The sequence below is a fragment of the Arthrobacter sp. M71 S08 genome (assembly GCF_059089725.1).
The window spans coordinates 127,720-146,975 of sequence record NZ_JBNHEY010000001.1; the positions used below are offsets into that span (position 1 = coordinate 127,720).

Genomic DNA, 19,256 nt, shown 5'->3' on the forward strand with positions numbered 1-19,256 from the left:
GTCCTGCCAACTCAACGAACTTCGCCTAGGCGGCGATGTATCCGTTCGGGTTGAGCACGTACTTAGTGGCTGCACCCTTGTCGAACTCCTCGTAGCCCTGCGGCGCCTCCTCCAGTGGAATGGGCTTGGCATTGACGGCCTTGGCGATCTGAGCCTTGTCATGCAGGATCGCCATCATCAGCTGGCGGTTGTACTTCATGACCGGACACTGGCCGGTGGTGAAGGACAGCGACTTTGCCCAGCCGGTACCGAGGGAAATGGACAGAGACCCGACCTTCGCAGCCTCGTCGATTCCGCCCGGATCGCCCGTGACGTAGAGCCCGGGAATGCCCAGCGCACCACCGGCGGCAGTGATCGACATCAGCGAGTTCAGCACGGTCGCAGGAGCCTCGTGCGAGGCGTCCTTGCCGTGACCGCGTGCCTCGAAGCCGACGGCGTCGACACCGCAGTCCACTTCCGGCACTCCGAGGATCTGCTCGATCTGGTCCTTCGGGTCACCCTTGGAGACATCCACCGTTTCGCAGCCGAAGCTGCGTGCCTGCGCAAGGCGGTCCTCGTTGAGGTCCGCCACGATAACGACGGCGGCACCCAGCAACTGCGCGGACAGTGCGGCGGCAAGCCCAACCGGTCCAGCGCCGGCGATGTAGACCGTGGACCCGGTGGTGACACCGGCCGTGTACACGCCGTGGTAGCCCGTGGGGAAGATGTCCGAAAGCATGGTGAGGTCCAGGATCTTCTCCAGTGCCTGGTCCCGGTCCGGGAACTTCAGCAGGTTCCAGTCGGCATAGGGAACCAGAACGTACTCAGCCTGGCCGCCTACCCATCCGCCCATATCCACGTAACCGTAGGCACTACCTGGGCGGTCCGGATTGACGTTGAGGCAGATGCCGGTCTTGCGCTCCTTGCAGTTCCGGCAACGGCCACAGGAGATGTTGAACGGAACCGAACAGATGTCTCCCTTCTTGATGAACTCGACGTCACTGCCAATTTCGACTACCTCACCGGTGATCTCGTGGCCAAGGACCAGGTCCGACGGGGCGGTGGTCCGCCCACGGACCATGTGCTGGTCCGAGCCGCAGATATTGGTGGCTACGGTCTTGAGGATGACTCCGTGATTTACCTTCCTTCCAACGTTCGCAGGGTTGACGCCCGGACCGTCCTTAAGTTCGAACGTGGGGTAATCGGTATCAATGATCTCGACCTTGCCGGGGCCTTTATAGGCCACGGCCTTGTTTCCTGACATGGTGATCCCTTCAGAGTTGCGGGCGTTCGTCGTCGAACTTCCTTCTCGTAAGGCCATGGCCGACCCCAACTGTCAGCAGGAGGCCTCGCGGCCAGTCTAGGGCCGGGACCCCCTGGAGGGCATCAGTTTCAGTAAACATTCCAGTCGTACAAAAACGCGCCCCGCCGCGTCGTGCGGGCGGGGCGTGATCGGGGTCGCACTACTGGATGGCGCGGTCTCCCCGGTGCCGCAGGGCGTAGGCAACGCCCAGTCCTCCGGCAAGGAGGCCGAGGATCAGGTTCAGCCAGTTGGTCGCCGCGTTCGTGGACAGGATGTTGGCTGCAGAGTTACCGACAATCAGTCCATAGAGCCACATGACCAGCAGTACCGCGCCACTTCCGATCAGGAAGTTGCGGGCCGAAAGTACTCCGCGGCTCATCCAGATTCCCGCCCCACCCACGACGAGATACACCAGGTTGAGCAGCACGGAGACCTGGAATGCGCCCAGAAGCATCGCCTCCGAACCGGAAGCGAACGCCATGGACGAGTATGAGGTGGTGATGCCCGGGATGAGCCCGAGAATCCCCATCAGCAGGAAAACTACTCCCATCCCCATCGCGGCACTGCGAACGTGGTCGCGGGTCACATGGAAATCATGCGCGTGGTGTGATGCGGTAGTCATCTCCCCTCCTAATGTGTGAATATGACTCTTCGCTGTGCCGCGAGGCGTCAGGAGAGGCGCACCGCATGCACCGCCGTTGGAGGAGCGCAAACCGCGCTCATCCAGCACTCTCATTTTACTGCTGGATTACCCACCTGATAAGGGAAAACGATGGCTGACAGGGCAATGATCACGGGCGCGACGGCGGGGCTCGGGGCCGAGTTCGCGGAGCAGCTCGCGGCGCAGGGCCATGCCCTCGTCCTGATCGCCAGGGACTCCGCCCGGCTTGAGGAAAAAGCCGCGGCCCTGCAGTCCCGCTTCGGCGTTCCGGTTGAGGTGCTGGTAGCGGACCTGCATGACGACGACGGCGTCCGCCGCGTACTCGACAGGCTCCGGGACGGGCAGGAGCCCGTTTCCGTTCTGGTCAACAACGCCGGTTATGGCCTCCCGAATTCCTTTGAAGACAATCCGCTTGAGGATGAGCTCGACCATGCGGCGATCCACCTCACGGTTCCGCTGGCGCTCAGCCACGCTGCGCTGCAGGGCATGCTGGCCCGGGGCTCCGGGCGGATCGTGAATGTGTCAAGCGTTGCCGGGTTCACTCCGCGCGGCACCTATAGCGCACTGAAAGCGGCCATGATCAACTTCAGCCGGTGGGCGAACTTCGCCTACGGCAGGCGTGGAGTTACAGTGATGGCGCTCTGTCCAGGCTTCGTTCACACGGAGTTTCATCAGCGCATGGGCATGGATAAGCGGTCCGTTCCGCGGTGGATGTGGCTCAATGCCGAGGACGTCGTTCGGGCTGCGCTGAAGGATCTCTCCGCAGGCAAGGCGGTGTCCATTCCCAGCAAGCGCTACAAGGTGCTGGCCTTCATCGCAAGGAATGCGCCGTCGTCGTTGGTGGCGCCCCTTGCCGCCCGCGGCAGGTGAGCGGTCGTGTGGGTGGGATTCGTCGAGTTCGACCTCCTGCTGGGTGACGTCCACTCCCTGAAGGGGAAGCGCTCGCTGATCCGGCCGCTGGTTGCGGAGGTGCGGCGACGCTTCGACGTGTCTGTCGCCGAAGTGGACTCCCAGGACCTGCACCGCCGCGCCATGGTGGGTGTAGGTCTCGTCTCAGGAGATCGCAGGCACGTTGTGGAGGTTCTCGATGCGGTAGAACGGTTCGTTGCCGCCCGCCCGGAGGTTGAACTCTTAAGTGCTCGTCGCCGAATCGTGACCGGCGATGACTAACCAAGTCGCAAGCTAGCTTAGTAATATGGAAGGTCGAGACGTACTTACAGGGAGGTAAGCAATGTCTGGATACTTCAAACTGGTTGACGCCCATGATCACGGATACCGGCTCAAACTCATGGCGGGTGACGGCACCCTGGTGGCTGTCTCTGCATATTTCCCCACCAAGCAGGCAGCGGTCGAGGGGATCGACGCCATTCGCGAGATAGCTGGAACCGGGCCGGTCATGGACCACACCCGTAAGGGCCCCTCAGTCAAGGAATCGAGCAGCCAGGAACAGCCAGCCCATACGGCGGGAAAGGGGCGGCTGTCCGCCTGACGATTCTGCCTTGCATGGATGCGTTTGCCGTAGAGCGCAGCTTGCTACGGTAAACGCATGACTGCCCAGCCCACTCGGCTCCTCCTTGACGTTGACACCGGCATTGACGACGCCGTCGCCCTCCTCTACCTGCTGGGCGTCCCGGATGTGCACATTGAGGGGATCACCTGCACGGCCGGCAACGTGTCCGCCCGTCAGGTTACGGCGAACACCCTGGCCTTATTGGAGCTGGCCGGGGTCACCGGCGTGGAGGTCGCCCTCGGCCGCGAGGTTCCGCTGGAGATTCCGCTGGTCACCACGGAGGAGACCCACGGCGACCAGGGGCTCGGTTATGCGGTCCTGCCGCCGGCCCGGCAGCGTGTGTCCGGCCGGTCCGGGGTCGATCTCTGGGTGGACGCGGCCCGCGCGAACCCCGGGGAAATCACCGGGCTAGTCACGGGCCCCCTAACCAACCTGGCCCTCGCCATCCGGCAGGAACCCAACCTGCCGCACCTGCTCAAAAGGCTGGTGATCATGGGCGGATCCTTCAACTACCGGGGCAACACCACGCCGGTTGCGGAATGGAACACCCACGTCGACCCCCACGCTGCCCGCGAAGTCTACGCCGCATACGAGGGCGTGCCCGCGGATAAGCTGCCGATCATCTGCGCGCTGGAAACCACCGAGCAGATAGAGTGCCGCCCTGAGCACATCGAGCGATTGGCAGCCGCCGCCGGGATGCCGCCTGAACTGCTCCATAGCGACGACGCCGACGGACTGCGCAGTACCTCACCGAACCCCGTGATCGCGTTCCTTTCCGACGCACTCCGCTTCTACATGGAGTTCCACCGGCTGTACGACCAGGGCTACATCGCCCACCTTCACGATCTGTTCGCCGCAATGGTCGCCACCGGCGAGGCAAACTACACCGCCCGGGAAGCACATGTCGACGTCGAAACCGAGTCGGCGTTGACGTTCGCCCAGACCGTGGGTGACTTCGCGGGATTCCGCAAGCTCCCGCCGAACGCCCGGGTGGTCGCGGGTAACAACCCCGATGAGGTCTTCGAACTGATGATCGAGCGGATTGCTTCGCTGGCCCGGAGGGTGGCTTCAGCCCAGGCCCGGTAGACTTGTGAGCTGCCGGCGGCTGCCGTCGGCCTGCGCCGAGGTGACATGAGGTGCGCTCCCACGTAAATGCTTGACCGTGCGTAAGGAACGCCATGAATTCTTCCCTGACGCTGCCCTCCCAGGCCTCTGCGCCGCCGTCGCGCCGGATGCTCCTGATCGCCGGCGCCGCAGTCATCGCTGCCACCTATCTGTACCTCGTTCTGGTCCAGCCCACCGAGATTGCCACGGGAGCAGGATCGCCTGCCGGGCTGATCACACTCGTGGGCTTCCTCGGCGGCGGCGCCCTGCTGGTGGCCGGCATCCTGCCCGGGCTGAACACCCAGGCTGTGGTGCTGATGCCGATCGGTATCGCGCTGAACATCTCATTCGGCCAGCTTGCCGGTACTCTCGGACTGCCGATTTATCTTGATGCGCTGGGCACGGTGCTCGTCGCCGTCCTGGCCGGACCTGCTGCGGGCGCGGCGACCGGTGTGCTCAGCAACGCGATCTGGGGCCTGTTCAACCCGTTCGCCCTGCCGTTCGCCGCCGGTTCCGCGGCCATTGGCCTCCTTGCCGGCCTGGCTGCACGGTGGGGCATGTTTCGCCGCATCTACCTGGTGCCGATCGCCGGGCTGCTGACCGGCGTCGTCGGTGGTCTGCTGGCTGCTCCCGTTGCTGCCTTCATGTTCGGCGCGGCCGGGACCATGGGTACCAACGCCATTGTGGCGGCGTTCCGCGCGATGGGCGACACCCTGCTGGTCGCCGCGACCAAGCAGGGGCTGACGTCGGACACCATCGACAAGCTCATCGTGTTCACGGTCGTTGCTCTGATTGTGTACGCGCTGCCGCGGCGCACCCGCGACGCCTTCCCGTTTATGCGGCGTCACCGGGTGCTGCTCGGTCAGCCCTCGCCGACAGCACAGTCCACTGACGCGGGGGTTCCGGGCGAAAGCACGGCCGGAAGGAAGTAAGGGGTGCGGTTTCGCCGCCGAATCTTCAACCCGCTCACGGAGTTGACCGTCGCCGGGCTGCTCGTTGTGCTGGTGCTCGTGGTTGACGACTGGCGTTTCTCGCTCCTGGTCCTCCTGCTGGCGGTCCTCCCCGCGGCGGGAACGTCCGGGCGGGCGGGACGCATCGCCGTCGTCTTCGGGGTGCTGGTGGGGCCGATGCTCCTCTTTGTCCTGCTGCTCCACGGGCTCTTCTATCCGGAGGGCAATACGGTGCTGCTCGATCTCGGGATAGCCGCCGTCACCGCTGAGGGTCTGCAGTTCGCGCTGTCCATGGGCACGCGCATCGCGGCCTTCGCAGGCCTGCTCCTCACCGCGGTGCTGTGCATGGACGTGTCCGAACTGCTGAGCACCCTCACCCATCGCGGGTGGAACCGCAAGCTTGTGTTCGTGCTGGGTGCATCCCTGGGACTCGCGCCGCTGGTGTCCGAAAGGTCTTCCCAGATCACGAGGGCCCAGCAGGCGCGCGGCCTGGTGGTCACCCGTAGCCCGCTGTCGAAGCTGCGGGCGCTCGTGATGGTGGGCCGCCCACTTATCGCGGGGTTGCTGATGGACGCCGCCGACCGGTCCCGCACCCTCGAAGCCCGCGGCTTCGCCGGGACCGTGTCGCGCACCAGCTACCGCGCTGACACGGACACCGCAGTCCAGCGGACGGCGCGCTGGGCGATGCTTGCCGTCGTCGTGTTCTTCAGCGCCTGCTGGTATCTGGGGAGGCTGGCGTGATTTCTCTCGATCTGCGCAGCTTCACCTACGACGACGGCGCGGGGCTAACTGACATTTCCCTCACCGTCGGCGCGGGGGAGAGGGCGCGGGTTGTCGGTGCCTCCGGTTCCGGAAAGAGCACCCTTGCGAGGGTGGTTGCCGGGCAGTTCGATAGCGGCCAGGGGCATCGGTTGGTCGGCTCCCTGACCGTCGCGGGGGAGCGTCAAACTTTCGAGGGTTCGGAATCCGACCCGCGGATTGATCCTGCCGCGTGGGCTGCGCACGTAGGTTACGTCGGCCAGCGGGCACACGCCCAGTTGTCGATGGTTTGCGCGACGGTGGCTGAGGAAATTGCCTTCGGTCTTGCCAACCGCGGCGTCCCGTCTGGGCAGATGCATGAACTCGTGGAGCGTTCCGCCGAACGGGTGGGCCTGAGCAGTCTGCTCGAGCGGGACCCGCGGCGATTGTCCGGCGGGGAGCTCCAGCGTTTGTGTATTGCGGCCGCCGTCGCCGGTGGTCCCGGCCTCCTTGTGCTGGATGAACCGTTCAAGGGGCTCGACGCTGCAGGTCGCCGGGATATCGAAATGCTGCTGAACGAGCTGGGGCAGAGCGGGACCGCTGTCCTGCAGTTCGAGCCTATGCTTCCGTCTGGCTTGACTCCCGGGAGCCGGGTTCTGGTGCTCGCCGATGGCACCGCGGTCGCTGATGGTGTGGACGCGGCTCTGCGGCAGCACGGGGTTGGCACCGAGGGAACAACCTCTGATCCGGCTCCATCGAGTGCTTCGTGTGCGCCCGGTGCGGTGCCCGTCATCCGCCTCCACGACCTCACCTTCGGTTACGGCGCGGAGCCTGTTCTTTCGATAGCGGATCTGACCGTTTTCCGCGGTGAGGCGCTGGCGGTGCTCGGTCCGAATGGGTCCGGAAAGTCGACGCTCCTTCAGCACCTCAACGGACTGCTGCAGCCCTCGATCGGCACGGTGCACGTGGACGGGCAGGATATTCACGGTCGAGCCACGGGCTCTCTTGCTGCTAGCGTCGGCTACCTCTTTCAGGACACTGACCAGCAACTCTTCGAGCGCACGGCACTGCGGGAGGCGTCGTACGGCCCGAGGGCGGCCGGCAAATCAGCGAAGGAAACGAGGCAGCTCGCGCTAGGGGCGTTGAACGACGTCGGACTCGGGGATGTCGTCGATGCCCATCCGCACGATCTCTGCTTCCGCGACCGGAGACTCCTCGCGCTGGCATCGCTGATGGCGACGGGACCCGACATTTGGGTGCTCGATGAACCGACGGTAGGTCTCGATCGACGCGGCCGGGACGTCCTCGCGAGTCTTATCCAGCACCATGTGGGCAGCGGTGGAACCGTGGTGATGGCGACGCATGACGAGGCTTTCGCTCAGGCTGTCTGTACGCGTGCAATCAGGCTCGATGGGGGAGCTGCCGGTAACGGTGGTGGATTGACCCGATCGCCGGAGCGCGATGCGATTCAGCCGCATGGGCGCGCCAGGGAATAGCCGCACCTCTTCGGGTCTTTGAGCGAGCTTGAGGGGCTCAAAGCCAGACTCATGAAAGTGCTGTACGGGTCTGACGTGTAGGCACCGAAGGGCGCGCACTCCTCGAACCCGTGTCGTTGGTATAGGCGTCGTGCGGCGGCGAAGTAGTCCTCCGTTCCCGTTTCGAGCGCAAGGCGCTCATAGCCCTTGGCCCTGGCTTCGTCGATGATCCGGGCGAGAAGGAGGTTGGCGACACCGTGTCGTCGCGCCGGCGCTGCAGTGCGCATCGACTTGATTTCTGCCTCGTCGTCGGAGAGGTGCTTCAGCGCACCGCATCCGACCACGCGCCCGTGTTCTCTGGCGGTGTAGAAGGTGATGCCCGCGTCAGCCAGCGCGGAGTGATCGAGCGCATGCACACTGTCGGCGGGCGAGGTCGCGTACATGTCGCTCAGGTGCTCGTCCAGAAGCAGTTGGACGTCAGCTCGCATTGGACTGTCTGTCTGTACGGAGATCATTCAGGGGTTCCTTACGCAGTTTCTGCACAGGATCCTAAGATGCCGGTGTTTCAAACATGTGAAGTGACCTTGCGGTAGAACGGCGAACAACCAGTCCGGCACGGGCTACCTCTGCGTTCGTGCTTGAATCCGCGGTAGCTGTGTTGTGCCTCGATTTCTGATGAACCCTCGACCAAACGTCCCGACGACGTCTTGAAGTCGGTATGGAACCTTCGACGAGCAGTGAAGCTCTGCTCAGACGCTTCCAGCTGTTTTAACGGAGCAGCTGGAAGCGTCTAGGCATCGATCACCAAATCGGTACGCGCGGTGGAGCAGCAGGGCAGGAACTTTCCTGCGTCGATTTCCCGTGCCCGGATCCCGCCCTGGTGGTTCATCTCGACCTCACCTGCAAGCTTCACGACCTTGCAGGAGCCGCACATGCCTTCCTTGCAGTTCGCGCTGATCCTGACGCCCGCGCGCTGGGCGACCCCGAGGATGTGTTCGGCGGGGTCGATACGCACGTTGATGCCGGTGCGCATGAAGGACAGGGTGAGTTCTCCCGTTCCGACCGTGTCGAAGCTCGAAGCATCAGGGGACACGGCCTCCGCCCCAGCGTCCGAACCGCCGTCGGTGGCTTCGGAATAGGGCGTATCCGAGTCGACGGCTTCCAGCGGCAGCCCCGTGGCCTTCAGGGGTCCCTCGGCGTCGTAGCCGGGCTCGTAGAGCCCGAACGCTGTGGGCTGGCTTTCATAGTAGTCCTCGGCGGAATCGGCGATTTCCTCGGCGATTTCCTCTGCGATATCCACCGCAAGCGCGACCTCCGCCGCATATTCAAGGATCGTCTGGCGGTTCCCCGTGAAGAATTCCATGTAGATGGAGGTGTCGTCGACGCCGACCTTCCCCAGGAGCTCGGTGGCGGTGTTCAGGTAACCCTCGGGACCGCAGGCATAGACTTGGCGGCCGTTGGCATCGGGGGCAACCTCGTCGAGCATGGCCGCCGTCAGCCTTCCGCTGAGCCAATCCCACTTTTCGGGTTTACTGCGGTCGCCCAGGGCGTAGAAGACCTTGACTCGCGAGTCCACGGAGGCGATGTAGGCCAGCTCCAGGTGGAAGGCAAATCCTCCGGCCTCCGCTCCGTGGTAGAGCACCACAACATCGGCCGTTCCGGGCAGGGAATGGATGGTCCGCACCATCGACATGATTGGGGTGATGCCTGCGCCGGCGGCCAGTAAGAGGTACCGTGCCCGCCGGTCGGCATCGGGCAGGTGGAATGCCCCGACCGGTCCGAGCATCTCGAGGACAGTGCCGGGTTTGACATTCTCATGCACCCACGGTGAGACGAGCCCACTGGGGTCGCGTTTGACTGTGATGTCGAAGGTCCACGGCTGCGTGGGCGAACTGGACAGCGAGTAGCTGCGGTCCACCGGATCCTGGTCCTCGCCGTTCACGGGAAAGGCGATGTTCACGTACTGGCCCGCACGGAACGCCAGGGGCGCACCGTCGCAGCGGCGGAACACGAAGGTCATCATGCCGCCCACTTCGGGAACGATCTCGACACATTCGGCCATGAACTCCTGCGGATGCCACGGGCCCAATGCATGGGCGGCGCGGGCGGGTCCCTCGCTGCTGCCCATTACCCTGTTCCACGGCATCTCAAGACCGCGGATGCGCTGTGGCTCCAGGATTGCCGTCTCCGTGCCGAGTTCAATCATGCCAAGTGCTCCTGCACACGCTGCACGTACCAGTTGATGAACGCCTCGACCTGGTATTCGCTCTTCATGTACGGGCCGGGCTCGTAGGCGGGGCTGCTGGCGCCCTTCTGGCACAGCTCCACAAACGCCTTGTCCTGCAGATTGGTCTGCTTCCAGGTGTAGGTGAGTTTCTCCAGGTCGTAGTCGACGCCTTCCTCGGCGTCGTCAGCCACCAGCCAAGTGGTGCGTACCAGCGTTTGGTGTTCGTTGACGGGGAAGGCGCCGAATGTGATGACGTGGTCCCCCTGAAAATGGAACCAGCTGTTGGGCTGCAGGTGCATCGAGCAGCGGCCAAGGCGGAAGTCCCGCAAGTCACCGAGCAGCTTCTTGGAGAGCCTGCGCCCATCGGGGGAGAACGATTCGCCTTCACCGTCGAGCGATTCCCGCGAGATGCGGATTCCCGCTACGCGCGTGTCAAGCTCCTCGACGACTTCGTAAGGAAGGCCATAGCGGCGGCAACGCTCCTCGAGCGAGGACTGCGCTTCCTTGTTGCGGTCCCACACTTCCTCGAGGTGGGCCGGGATCAGGCCCTCCGTCAGGCCCCAGGTGGGAAACAGGGAACAGGCGAGCTCCGGGTGGCCGTCGCAGTGGTAGCACTCACGGTTGTTCTCCATGACGAGCTTCCAGTTGCCCTCTTCGATGATGTTCTGCTGGTAGGCGATTTTCGTCTTCGACAGATCGTGGGGTGCGAGGTAAGGCTCGAAGATCTTGGAGGTTTCGTCGAAATCTGCCGGCGGTTCATCCGCAATGCAGACGAAGATGAGTCCGGCGACCACACGGCTGTGGGCGCGCTTGAGGCCGAAGCAGCCCTTGTCGAACTTCGTTTCCCCAGGCGCCGAGGCGTGGATCAGATTGCCGTCGGGCGAGTAGGTCCAAGAGTGGTAGCCGCAGACCAGGTTTCCCGTTGTCCCAGCGGGCTCGGTCAGGACGCGAGCACCGCGATGGCGGCACACGTTGTGCAGGACGTTCACGCCGCCGTCGTCATTGTGCAGCACGATCAGCGAGTAGGGCCCGTAGTCGACGGTGACGTAGTCGCCCGGCTCCGGGAGCTCGGCGATGCTGGCGGCAAAGACCCAGTGCTGGCCGAAGATGGCCTGCATGTCGACGTTGAAGATCGTCGGGTCGGTGTAGAAGGGGGCATCGAGGGAAAATCCCGCGCGCCGGAAATTGAACAACTCGGTGATTTCCGCCAGCTGCTCGGCAGGCAGGGATGAAGCGAGTTTCCCGCGTGAATTGAGGGGCACGTTCACTGGAGCAGACATGGGTTTCCTCCGGGATGGATGGGTGGCTGTCGGATTCGTGGAGACCCCGGGTTGGTGGAGTGCAACCGGCGCATTCGCGAAAACATTGTCCTCATAAGATTAGAGACCCTTGGCCTGCAATAAAAGCGCAACATTTTGGAGATAACAGTGCATCATTAGTGCATGATCGATCCACGGCTCATAACACTTCGGGTGTTCGCCCGGTGCGGCACCGTTGGAGCAACCGCGCAGCTCACGGGTTATTCTCCCTCCGCCGTCTCATCGCAATTGCGGGAGCTCCAGCGCGTGCTTGGCATGCAGCTGCTGACGAAGGACGGCCGGGGTGTCCGGCTGACCGCGACGGGCCGCTTCCTCGTGGCGGGCTCGGACACACTTATTGCGGAATGGGAGAAACTGCGCGCCGCAGCCATGGAGGCCGGCGACCAGGTGCAGTCCCATTTTGGCCTCGGCGGATTCTCCACGGCGGCCGCCCGATTGCTCGCGCCCCTGGCCGCCACCCTGCACTCAACACGTCCCCTGCTGGAGGTGCAGGTCCTCGAGGCCAACCCGGCCCGCTGTTTCGACTTGTTGGTCGCCGAGCGAATCGACCTCGCGGTCATCGTCGCCATGCAATCCGACACCTATGTTGAGGACGATCCGCGCTTCGAGCAGACCGTTCTGCTCGACGATCCCCTGGATGTGATCATTCCCTCCAACCATCCGTTGGCATCGCGGGAAACGGTGACGCTCGAAGAGCTTGCCTCGGAACCCTGGATCACCGAAGCCGCCGGTTCCGCCTACCATTCCCTATTCACTGCGGCGTTCACGGCAGTCGGAGTGACACCGCGGATTGCCCACGAGGCCGTTGAATGGGAAACCCAGATCGCCTTCGTTGGTGCGGGGCTGGGTGTGGGCCTGCTGCCGCGACTGGCGCCCCTGCATGGTGCCGAAAACGTGGTTCGACTGCGCATTACTGGCAAGGGGAAGCCCGCGCGCCGCATCGTCGCTGTCGTGCGCAGAGGTAGCATCGCATCGCCCCTGGTTAAGGAGTCGCTCGGCATCCTGCAAGTCAACGCCAAACGGATCCTCACCGCCCGACCCGAAGACAGTCCCTGAAGTCGCATGACCGCGATTCGTTGCTGACGGGTCAGCAGGTCCAGAAGGTGGGATACGTCCGCGGCCGGCCTTCTGCGCCGCACTGGACGGGCGGTAGCGAAGCTTGTGTCAAAGTAGTAAGGGTGCTTATCTTATGGATAGTAAGCAAGCTTCGTACCCGGCTCGCGTCTCGCCGGTCGTACTACGAGTTTTGCTGTTCCTCCCTGGTTCAGCACCCGACAGAATTGAAGGAAACGATGGCTACAGATTGGTCGAATGACCCGCTGGTCGCACCAAGCACCCCCGGACCTACAGCCACCACGCTCAGTGGTCAGCCACCAGCCTCTGCACCCTCTGCGGTGAAGGAAGAAGCTGCGAAGGTGGGCCATGAGGGAGTGGACGCAGCCAAGAGCGTCGCACGGACCGCCGGTGACGAAGCGCAGAATGTTGCCCATGAAGCCGGCACACAGGCCAAGAACCTTCTGGGTGAGGTTGGCTCCGGTTTGAGGAGCCAGGCAGGAACGCAGCAGCAAAAAGTGACCGAGGGTATCCGGTCCATCAGCGATGAACTGTCCTCCATGGCTGACAAGTCGGAAGAAGGTCCCGCCCGGAACCTGGTGCGGCAGGCAGCCCAACGGACCGGACATGTGGCCGGTTGGCTCGAGGGCCGTGATCCGGGTTCCCTCCTGACCGAGGCAACAGGTTTCGCCCGTCGGCGTCCGGGTACATTCCTGCTCGTGGCTGCTGCTGCCGGCGTCCTGGCCGGACGGCTCACCCGCGGAGTTACAGCGGACGGATACTCCACGACACCCCAGGGACTGGCACCGGCTCCCGCCCGGCCACCGAGGGTTCCGGCCGTGCCCGTCACTGACACCACGCCATGAGCTCCTCGGTCCGCGGCTCGAGTGCCACCTCCAGCTCACAGGCATTCGTCACCGCCGACAAGACGACGCTGGGATCGCTGCTCGGCCAGGTAACGCAGGACCTGTCCACCCTGATGCGCCTGGAGCTGGACCTGGCGAAAGCTGAACTGCGTGAATCCGGCACTAAAGCCGGAAAAGGCGCAGGCCTCCTCAGCGGCGCCGGCGTGGCAGGGCATTTCGTCCTGCTGTTCCTTTCCCTTGCACTGATGTGGGGACTGGCCGAGCTCGTCGGCCTCGGATGGGCAGCGCTGATCGTCGCCCTCATCTGGGCCATCGTGACCGCCGTCCTGGCGCTGCAAGGCAAGAAGGAAATGAAAGCAATCCGCGGAATGCCGGACACCGCCGCAACCATCAAAGAAATCCCTCCTACCCTGAAACCAGGTGAGCACACCCCATGAGCCAATCACCAGACCAGATCCGCGCCGACATCGAACGGACCCGCGCTGAACTTGGACTACCCGTCGGCGCGACACCCGAAACGGTCCCCACCGTCAGCACCGGCCAGACCGATCAAGACCAGGGCGCGCTGAATAACGCCACAACAGGCATCATCGGGGCAGCCGACGGCGCAAAGCGCTCAGCCGGGTCAGCTGTGCACAACGCCGGTGAAGCGATCCACGACGCGCCGCAAACCGCGAAAAATAGGGCGCAGGGCAACCCGCTAGCGGCAGGACTCATCGCCTTCGGTGCCGGCCTGCTCGCGGCCTCCCTCATCCCGGCCAGCGCAAGAGAAAAAGAAGCCGCGTCGGCCTTGAAAGAAAAGGCCCAGCCCCTCCTCACCGAAGCCACGGACGCTGCAAAGCAGGTGGTCCAGGACATGAAGGAACCGGCCAGCGACGCCGTCGATTCGGTGAAGCAGACCGCAGCCGACGCGGCCCAGACGGTCAAGGACGAAGGTACGCAAGCAGCCTCCGACCTCCAGGACAAGACCCGCGACGCAAAAGACAACGTCCAGGGCAGCGGCTCCTAACAGGGCCGATACGTTCACTCGCATCAAGGGGACCAATCATGACAACAACAAACAACTTAGCCACAGGCGACAGAACGAGAACGAACATCCAGAAGGCCGCCACTGCGGTCGGAGCCGTGTTCCTTCTCGTCGGCATCCTCGGCTTCATCCCGGGCGTCACCAGCCAGTACGACCAGATGAGTTTCGCCGGACACGACTCAGAAGCCCTGCTCCTTGGCGCCTTTCAGGTCTCCGTCCTGCACAACATCGTCCATCTGCTCTTCGGCGCCGCCGGTCTCGCGATGGCACGCACCATCTCCGGTGCGCGAAACTACCTGACCTACGGTGGAGTCATCTACCTGGTCCTCTGGATGTACGGGATCATCATCGACCACGACTCGGCTGCGAACTTCGTACCGGTCAACGGTGCCGATAACTGGCTGCACCTGTTCCTTGGCCTTGGCATGATCGCCCTCGCCGTACTTCTGAGCCGGGACCGCGGCAGGACCCACACCACTCACTAAGCGAGAGTACGACCGCTTCGGCCGGTATGGGGTACAACCAGTTCCCCGCACCGGCCAAAGCTTCTTAACCGGCCGGACACACGTCCGGGGAGTACTCGGCCAAAGCGAGCTTGCCGCGGAACCGAAATAAGGTCCCCAACGCTGGGCCAGACGGTTGAAGTGCTCGTCAGGAAAGGGCTTCGTGACCATCCACTGAGTCAACGCGGGACGGTGCTGATCATCCTCGAACCATCTATAATTTGTCGTAGGTTTACATTCTTCGTGCTTGCAGAACGCTCAAGGCAGCGCCAAGGAGGGAACCCATGGATGCTAGAGAGAATTCCGCGCCGTTGGACGGCCGCACGCCCGGTCAGATCAGACCGCGAGGGGCGACGGGGAGGCGGCCGGACCGCTGGGCCGCGGTGGCTGGTCTGGTGTTCACCGCCTTGGTTGTGGGCAGCTTCTTCACGCCTGACACTCCCAGTACCGACACCCCTGCGGAGAGCATTGCGGCCCAACTTGCCGGCGACAGCATCGCCCACCAGGTATCGCTGCTATTGGGATTCCTCGCGGACGTCGCCTTCCTGGTATTCCTGGCCGGCCTCTGGAGCAGGTTGCGACGGTGGGAGGGCCCGGCCGGAATGTTCGCGGCCCTGGTCCTCACTGCCGGCGCTGCGATGGTGACACTCATGCTCGTTTCGGCAGGGCTGTACCTGGCGCTCGTCCAGTACGCCTCCGGTGGCCAGCCCGACCCAGCGGTGCTTCCTGTTCTCACCGTCCTCAACGACTTTGTGGGTTTTGCCATTGTGCCTGCCGGTGTCGCGATGTTCCTCGGGGCGGCGGTGGCCATTCTGACCACCCGGGCGCTACCACGGTGGTTGGGCTGGCTCGCTGCCGCCACGGCTGTGCTGCTACTCGTTGCACTCGCAGGAGTATTCCAGACCACCCCTGAGGAAAGCGTGGTCGGTATAGCCGGCTTCGTCGGCTTCGTGCTCTTCATCGTCTGGATCCTGGCCACGAGCGTCGTGCTGCTGCTCCGCGCCGGTCAGCAGCCAGAAGACACGTAACGGTACGAAGGCCCGAGCTGCTCTATACCGGTGAGCTGCGGCTGTGCGGGATGCGGCAGCGCGCAGTCACTACTCCTGTGGATCGACTGTAACGGCAGCACAACCTGGTCAGGCAGGAGAAGCTTTACCTAGCGAAGAGGTACTGCCGAGTTGTGGGAGCGCGGGTTGTCTCGTATGCCTCGACTACCTCGGCCGCGCGTCGTAGGCTTGGCACCGTCGCCGGTCAGAGGCCCCCGGCGGTCCAGGGCGGGCGCACGATGCCGGCTCCGATAATTGTCCGACGGCAACCTGAAGGAGGCTTGAGCATGATGTTCACGAAGACGGGTGACGCGGCTGTTCTCAAAAAACTCAGGGAGGCCCCCGCACCGTACGGGGAGATTGGCGAACGCCTGCATGGCATCATCCGCGAGAGCGCGCCCTCGTTGGAGCCGATCGTACGCTGGGGACTTCCGTTCTATGTGAAGGACGGAAAGGACATCTGCTACATCAAACCGGATAAGGACTACATCGCGTTTGGTTTTGGCGAAGTTGTGAACCCTGCGCGTGAAGAGGGCGCCCACATGCACCCGGTCGCCTGGACCATCACCTCGCTGGACGCTGCGACGGAGGACAGGATTCGCGCGCTCGTCGAGAAAGCGGCTACCTGACACCAACGGCTGGGAGTAGGACATGACTTCTGTAAGTCCCGGTCCGGAGCAGACCGGTGCCGGCACGAGCCTCGTTGTTGATCTCAGGCAACTGGCATCAGGATCGTTGGACACAGTGGGCGGCAAGGCCCTCAACCTCGGGCGACTTGCCGCTGCGGGCTTTCCGATTCCGCCGGGTTTCTGCCTGACCACAGAAGGCTACCGCAGTGCCGCACCGCCGGAGATGGACATTATCGGCGCCCGCCTCGACGGAGCGGGAAACCTGGGCGGTGTTCGCGAACTCGAGGCAGAAGACCGGAAAGGACTGCCGCGGCGTGGCCGCGAGATCATGGCGGCAGCGCCGGTACCTGCGGAGGTCGAGGCTGCCATCCGCAATGCCTATGCCGCGATGGGCAGCGGGCCAGTGGCGGTGCGATCTTCCGCCACCGCAGAAGACCTGCCCTTTGCCAGCTTCGCAGGGCAGCACGACTCCTTCATGGACGTTGTCGGAGCTGACGCCGTCGTCGAGACCGTCCGGCACTGCTGGGCCTCCCTCTGGACGGACCGAGCGGTGGACTACCGTACAACAAACTCGATCAGTCACCGCGAGCTAGGCCTCGCAGTCCTCGTTCACAGAATGGTCGACGCCGGCACGGCCGGCGTGCTGTTCACCGCCAATCCGGTGACCGGCACACGGACCGAGACGGTCATCGATGCCAGTCCCGGCCCGGGACAAGCCGTCGTGTCCGGCGCCGTGAACCCGGACCATTTCGTGGTAGAAACGGCATCGGGCCGGATTCTGACGCAGACGCGCACGCAGACGCAGGGGCGGGCGCCCAGCCTGTCGAAGTCGCAGCTACACGAACTGACATCCCTCGGCGAGGCCGCCCAACAACTTTTCGGCGCGCCTCAAGACGTGGAATGGGCGATCGACGGCGGCGGCAAGGCCTGGCTAACCCAGTCTCGGCCCATCACCACGCTGTACCCGCTGCCGGATGAAGATCCGCTCACTGGGCGGACCGACGGGGACGGTACGCCGGACCGGACCACACGCATTTATCTGTGCGGCACGCTGCTCCAAGGCCTCACGCGTCCCATCACGCCCATGGGACTGTCCATACTCGAACTAATGAGGGGCAACAAGGGACCTTGGAAATACGCGAACCCGGGACTGCGGATGTACGTCGAGCTGACGCCTATCATTCGCAACAAGTCCGGCCGCGAGGCACTGGTGCGGGTGCTTCCGCTCGCCGACGGAAGGTCTGCTGCCATCATCCCTGCGCTCTTGGAAGATCCGCGGTTCAGCGTTGTCCGGTCTCCTCGCAGGGTATCCATCCGAGAAGGCAGAACCGCCCCTGTCCGCACCCAGTCCAAGGATGGTGAAGGTACTCAGGGCCTGGGCCTATTCGTAGGGCTCGTTTTCGGCATGGTCCGGGCACTGCTGCATCCGGACCGGGAACTGCGGAGGGCGCGGCGGTACCAAAGCCGTCTTTCGGCCCAGTTGGTTCTCCCCCCGCAGGCGACTGCGGCGAGGCGGCTCCAGCACACTGAGCACATCATGGCCACCACGGTGAACGGGTTGATCCAGGCCGCGCTGCCCGCTCCGGCCGTGGGATACCTGATGCTGGCTACCGCCCGCAGGCTGCTACGGGGGATTGTCGAGCCGCGTGAACTTGAAGGTGTCCTTCGCGGGCTTCCCCACAACGTGACCACCATGATGGACCTCGAGTTGTGGGATCTGGCTGTGTCCTTGGGCAGGGACCCGGAGGCCCGCCGGGTGTTCAGGGAACTCAAACCCGGAGAGCTTGCTGCCCGCTACAAGGCGGGCAGCTTGCCTGCCGCTGCCCAAGCCGGGATGCAGAGATTCCTGTCAAAGTACGGACACCGGGCTGTGGCGGAGATCGATCTCGGGATGCCGAGGTGGTCCGAAGAACCCGACCACACCCTCGGAATGATCTCGAACTATCTCCGCGTGGAAGACCCCGAACAGGCACCGGACCATCAGTTCGCCAAGGCCGCCGACCAGGCGGAAGCCCGGATCAACGAACTGGTGGAGCGTGCCGGAAAGAAGAGCCGGTGGCGGGGGCGCCTGGTGGCGTGGTGCCTGCGCCGGACACGGCAACTCGCCGGGCTACGCGAGTTGCCCAAGTTTTACATCGTTATCGTACTGGCGGAGATGCACCGGCAGCTCATGGAGGTCGGCGCCGACCTGGTGGAAAGTGGAGCTATCGACGCCGCCGGTGACGTGTTCTTTCTGGGCTTCGACGAACTTCGCGTGGGCCTTCGCGGTGCCGACCTGAAGGGGCTGGTCACCGGTCGCCGTCGGCTGTACGACGTCGAACTCCGGCGGCGGCGCGTTCCGCGCCTTTTGCTCTCGGACGGCACAGACGTCGAGGCAGCGATGCCGCAACCAGCGGCCACCGCGGACCGTCTGACGGGGACGCCGGCTTCTGCGGGCACCGCCACCGGGAAGGTCAGGGTGATCATGGATCCGGTGGGCGCCCACCTTGAACCCGGGGACATTCTGGTGACCCCCTCCACTGATCCCGGCTGGACGCCACTTTTCATGACGGCAGGCGCACTGGTTATGGAGATGGGCGGTGTGATTTCGCACGGAGCGGTTGTGGCTCGCGAGTACGGTATCCCCGCGGTGGTGGGTGTTGCCGACGCCACCCTGCGGCTGCGCGATGGCCAAACCATCACGGTGGACGGGGCCGCCGGAACTATTACGTGGTGAGGTCCTTCGCTCGGGCGTGTGGGCTCGCTAGGAGGGAACGCGGCAAGCTCCGAGACCTCAGAGTCGTACGACCAGTCGGCGGGATAGCTGAGGGTGCAGTCCCGCCGACGGACGCAGGTACCCTAGACGGGGTCGTCGAACAGGGTGACC

The 19,256-nt window shown here is 64.0% G+C and carries 20 protein-coding genes; 15 read left to right on the top strand and 5 right to left on the bottom strand.

Annotated features, from left to right (window positions below; translation table 11 throughout):
* Nucleotides 1-25: 25 nt before the first annotated feature.
* Together fdhA and AC5RTB_RS00645 are read right to left on the bottom strand one after the other, a co-directional pair.
* Complete coding sequence (gene fdhA / locus AC5RTB_RS00640) at nucleotides 26-1,243, bottom strand: formaldehyde dehydrogenase, glutathione-independent (protein ID WP_494059135.1); 1,218 nt, start codon at nucleotides 1,241-1,243, stop codon at nucleotides 26-28.
* A 199-nt stretch (nucleotides 1,244-1,442) separates the two neighbouring features.
* Nucleotides 1,443-1,904, bottom strand: a complete 462-nt coding sequence (locus tag AC5RTB_RS00645) for a DUF4383 domain-containing protein (RefSeq protein WP_494059136.1) — start codon at nucleotides 1,902-1,904, stop codon at nucleotides 1,443-1,445.
* A gap of 150 nt (nucleotides 1,905-2,054) precedes the next feature.
* Here AC5RTB_RS00645 and AC5RTB_RS00650 point away from each other — a divergent pair, with 150 nt between their 5' ends.
* The 7 genes from AC5RTB_RS00650 (at nucleotide 2,055) to AC5RTB_RS00680 (ending at nucleotide 7,741) form a co-directional block, all read left to right on the top strand.
* Nucleotides 2,055-2,813, top strand: a complete 759-nt coding sequence (locus tag AC5RTB_RS00650; protein WP_494059137.1) for an SDR family NAD(P)-dependent oxidoreductase — start codon at nucleotides 2,055-2,057, stop codon at nucleotides 2,811-2,813.
* Nucleotides 2,814-2,819: 6 nt separating this feature from the next.
* Nucleotides 2,820-3,113, top strand: coding sequence for a DUF503 domain-containing protein (locus AC5RTB_RS00655; protein ID WP_494059138.1), 294 nt, complete (start codon nucleotides 2,820-2,822; stop codon nucleotides 3,111-3,113).
* Between the two features lie 61 nt (nucleotides 3,114-3,174).
* Nucleotides 3,175-3,432, top strand: coding sequence for a YegP family protein (locus AC5RTB_RS00660; RefSeq protein ID WP_494059139.1), 258 nt, complete (start codon nucleotides 3,175-3,177; stop codon nucleotides 3,430-3,432).
* Nucleotides 3,433-3,489: 57 nt separating this feature from the next.
* Nucleotides 3,490-4,539: a nucleoside hydrolase gene (locus tag AC5RTB_RS00665; protein ID WP_494059140.1), complete on the top strand. Its 1,050-nt coding sequence runs from the start codon at nucleotides 3,490-3,492 to the stop codon at nucleotides 4,537-4,539.
* Nucleotides 4,540-4,631: 92 nt separating this feature from the next.
* Nucleotides 4,632-5,489, top strand: a complete 858-nt coding sequence (locus AC5RTB_RS00670) for an ECF transporter S component (RefSeq protein WP_494059141.1) — start codon at nucleotides 4,632-4,634, stop codon at nucleotides 5,487-5,489.
* 3 nt (nucleotides 5,490-5,492) lie between these two features.
* A complete protein-coding gene (locus AC5RTB_RS00675) occupies nucleotides 5,493-6,248 on the top strand; it encodes an energy-coupling factor transporter transmembrane component T (RefSeq protein ID WP_494059142.1) in 756 nt (251 codons plus the stop codon).
* Nucleotides 6,245-7,741, top strand: coding sequence for an ABC transporter ATP-binding protein (locus tag AC5RTB_RS00680; RefSeq protein WP_494059143.1), 1,497 nt, complete (start codon nucleotides 6,245-6,247; stop codon nucleotides 7,739-7,741). Before AC5RTB_RS00675 ends, AC5RTB_RS00680 begins: the two co-directional genes overlap by 4 nt.
* Here the strand turns inward: AC5RTB_RS00680 and AC5RTB_RS00685 are convergent.
* The 3 genes from AC5RTB_RS00685 to AC5RTB_RS00695 all read right to left on the bottom strand — a co-directional run bounded on the left by AC5RTB_RS00685 (nucleotide 7,714) and on the right by AC5RTB_RS00695 (nucleotide 11,227).
* A complete protein-coding gene (locus tag AC5RTB_RS00685) occupies nucleotides 7,714-8,235 on the bottom strand; it encodes a GNAT family N-acetyltransferase (RefSeq protein ID WP_494059144.1) in 522 nt (173 codons plus the stop codon). The genes AC5RTB_RS00680 and AC5RTB_RS00685 overlap by 28 nt on opposite strands.
* A 275-nt stretch (nucleotides 8,236-8,510) precedes the next feature.
* Nucleotides 8,511-9,926 carry a ferredoxin reductase gene (locus AC5RTB_RS00690; RefSeq protein ID WP_494059145.1) on the bottom strand — a complete coding sequence of 472 codons (1,416 nt, stop codon included), beginning with the start codon at nucleotides 9,924-9,926 and terminating at the stop codon, nucleotides 8,511-8,513.
* Entirely contained in the window at nucleotides 9,923-11,227 is a 1,305-nt protein-coding gene (locus AC5RTB_RS00695) for an aromatic ring-hydroxylating oxygenase subunit alpha (RefSeq protein WP_494059146.1), read from the bottom strand. Before AC5RTB_RS00695 ends, AC5RTB_RS00690 begins: the two co-directional genes overlap by 4 nt.
* 162 nt (nucleotides 11,228-11,389) lie before the next feature.
* On the opposite strand from AC5RTB_RS00695, the gene AC5RTB_RS00700 reads away from it, so the two are divergent.
* The 8 genes from AC5RTB_RS00700 to AC5RTB_RS00735 all read left to right on the top strand — a co-directional run bounded on the left by AC5RTB_RS00700 (nucleotide 11,390) and on the right by AC5RTB_RS00735 (nucleotide 19,106).
* A complete protein-coding gene (locus AC5RTB_RS00700; protein WP_494059147.1) occupies nucleotides 11,390-12,322 on the top strand; it encodes a LysR family transcriptional regulator in 933 nt (310 codons plus the stop codon).
* A gap of 236 nt (nucleotides 12,323-12,558) precedes the next feature.
* Nucleotides 12,559-13,185, top strand: coding sequence for a hypothetical protein (locus tag AC5RTB_RS00705; RefSeq protein WP_494059148.1), 627 nt, complete (start codon nucleotides 12,559-12,561; stop codon nucleotides 13,183-13,185).
* A complete protein-coding gene (locus AC5RTB_RS00710) occupies nucleotides 13,182-13,622 on the top strand; it encodes a phage holin family protein (protein ID WP_494059149.1) in 441 nt (146 codons plus the stop codon). Before AC5RTB_RS00705 ends, AC5RTB_RS00710 begins: the two co-directional genes overlap by 4 nt.
* Nucleotides 13,619-14,194: a DUF3618 domain-containing protein gene (locus AC5RTB_RS00715; protein ID WP_494059150.1), complete on the top strand. Its 576-nt coding sequence runs from the start codon at nucleotides 13,619-13,621 to the stop codon at nucleotides 14,192-14,194. Before AC5RTB_RS00710 ends, AC5RTB_RS00715 begins: the two co-directional genes overlap by 4 nt.
* A 38-nt stretch (nucleotides 14,195-14,232) precedes the next feature.
* Nucleotides 14,233-14,697, top strand: a complete 465-nt coding sequence (locus AC5RTB_RS00720; RefSeq protein ID WP_494059151.1) for a DUF4383 domain-containing protein — start codon at nucleotides 14,233-14,235, stop codon at nucleotides 14,695-14,697.
* Between the two features lie 302 nt (nucleotides 14,698-14,999).
* Nucleotides 15,000-15,743 (top strand): hypothetical protein, encoded by a 744-nt coding sequence (locus AC5RTB_RS00725; protein WP_494059152.1) that lies wholly within the window; start codon nucleotides 15,000-15,002, stop codon nucleotides 15,741-15,743.
* A 305-nt stretch (nucleotides 15,744-16,048) separates the two neighbouring features.
* Complete coding sequence (locus tag AC5RTB_RS00730; RefSeq protein WP_494059153.1) at nucleotides 16,049-16,390, top strand: DUF1801 domain-containing protein; 342 nt, start codon at nucleotides 16,049-16,051, stop codon at nucleotides 16,388-16,390.
* A gap of 22 nt (nucleotides 16,391-16,412) precedes the next feature.
* On the top strand, nucleotides 16,413-19,106 hold the full coding sequence (locus AC5RTB_RS00735; RefSeq protein ID WP_494059154.1) for a PEP/pyruvate-binding domain-containing protein: 2,694 nt from the start codon (nucleotides 16,413-16,415) through the stop codon (nucleotides 19,104-19,106).
* Nucleotides 19,107-19,256 lie beyond the last annotated feature (150 nt).

What these genes read in the sequence shown, in the direction of transcription:
- AC5RTB_RS00720 (WP_494059151.1), top strand. Translation starts at nt 14,233, where the DNA reads ATGACAACAACAAACAACTTAGCCACAGGCGACAGAACGAGAACGAAC.
- fdhA (WP_494059135.1), bottom strand. Translation starts at nt 1,243, where the DNA reads ATGTCAGGAAACAAGGCCGTGGCCTATAAAGGCCCCGGCAAGGTCGAG.
- AC5RTB_RS00695 (WP_494059146.1), bottom strand. Translation starts at nt 11,227, where the DNA reads ATGTCTGCTCCAGTGAACGTGCCCCTCAATTCACGCGGGAAACTCGCT.
- AC5RTB_RS00645 (WP_494059136.1), bottom strand. Translation starts at nt 1,904, where the DNA reads ATGACTACCGCATCACACCACGCGCATGATTTCCATGTGACCCGCGAC.
- AC5RTB_RS00670 (WP_494059141.1), top strand. Translation starts at nt 4,632, where the DNA reads ATGAATTCTTCCCTGACGCTGCCCTCCCAGGCCTCTGCGCCGCCGTCG.
- AC5RTB_RS00690 (WP_494059145.1), bottom strand. Translation starts at nt 9,926, where the DNA reads ATGATTGAACTCGGCACGGAGACGGCAATCCTGGAGCCACAGCGCATC.
- AC5RTB_RS00715 (WP_494059150.1), top strand. Translation starts at nt 13,619, where the DNA reads ATGAGCCAATCACCAGACCAGATCCGCGCCGACATCGAACGGACCCGC.
- AC5RTB_RS00725 (WP_494059152.1), top strand. Translation starts at nt 15,000, where the DNA reads ATGGATGCTAGAGAGAATTCCGCGCCGTTGGACGGCCGCACGCCCGGT.
- AC5RTB_RS00705 (WP_494059148.1), top strand. Translation starts at nt 12,559, where the DNA reads ATGGCTACAGATTGGTCGAATGACCCGCTGGTCGCACCAAGCACCCCC.
- AC5RTB_RS00665 (WP_494059140.1), top strand. Translation starts at nt 3,490, where the DNA reads ATGACTGCCCAGCCCACTCGGCTCCTCCTTGACGTTGACACCGGCATT.
- AC5RTB_RS00735 (WP_494059154.1), top strand. Translation starts at nt 16,413, where the DNA reads ATGACTTCTGTAAGTCCCGGTCCGGAGCAGACCGGTGCCGGCACGAGC.
- AC5RTB_RS00650 (WP_494059137.1), top strand. Translation starts at nt 2,055, where the DNA reads ATGGCTGACAGGGCAATGATCACGGGCGCGACGGCGGGGCTCGGGGCC.
- AC5RTB_RS00710 (WP_494059149.1), top strand. Translation starts at nt 13,182, where the DNA reads ATGAGCTCCTCGGTCCGCGGCTCGAGTGCCACCTCCAGCTCACAGGCA.
- AC5RTB_RS00730 (WP_494059153.1), top strand. Translation starts at nt 16,049, where the DNA reads ATGATGTTCACGAAGACGGGTGACGCGGCTGTTCTCAAAAAACTCAGG.
- AC5RTB_RS00660 (WP_494059139.1), top strand. Translation starts at nt 3,175, where the DNA reads ATGTCTGGATACTTCAAACTGGTTGACGCCCATGATCACGGATACCGG.
- AC5RTB_RS00700 (WP_494059147.1), top strand. Translation starts at nt 11,390, where the DNA reads ATGATCGATCCACGGCTCATAACACTTCGGGTGTTCGCCCGGTGCGGC.
- AC5RTB_RS00685 (WP_494059144.1), bottom strand. Translation starts at nt 8,235, where the DNA reads ATGATCTCCGTACAGACAGACAGTCCAATGCGAGCTGACGTCCAACTG.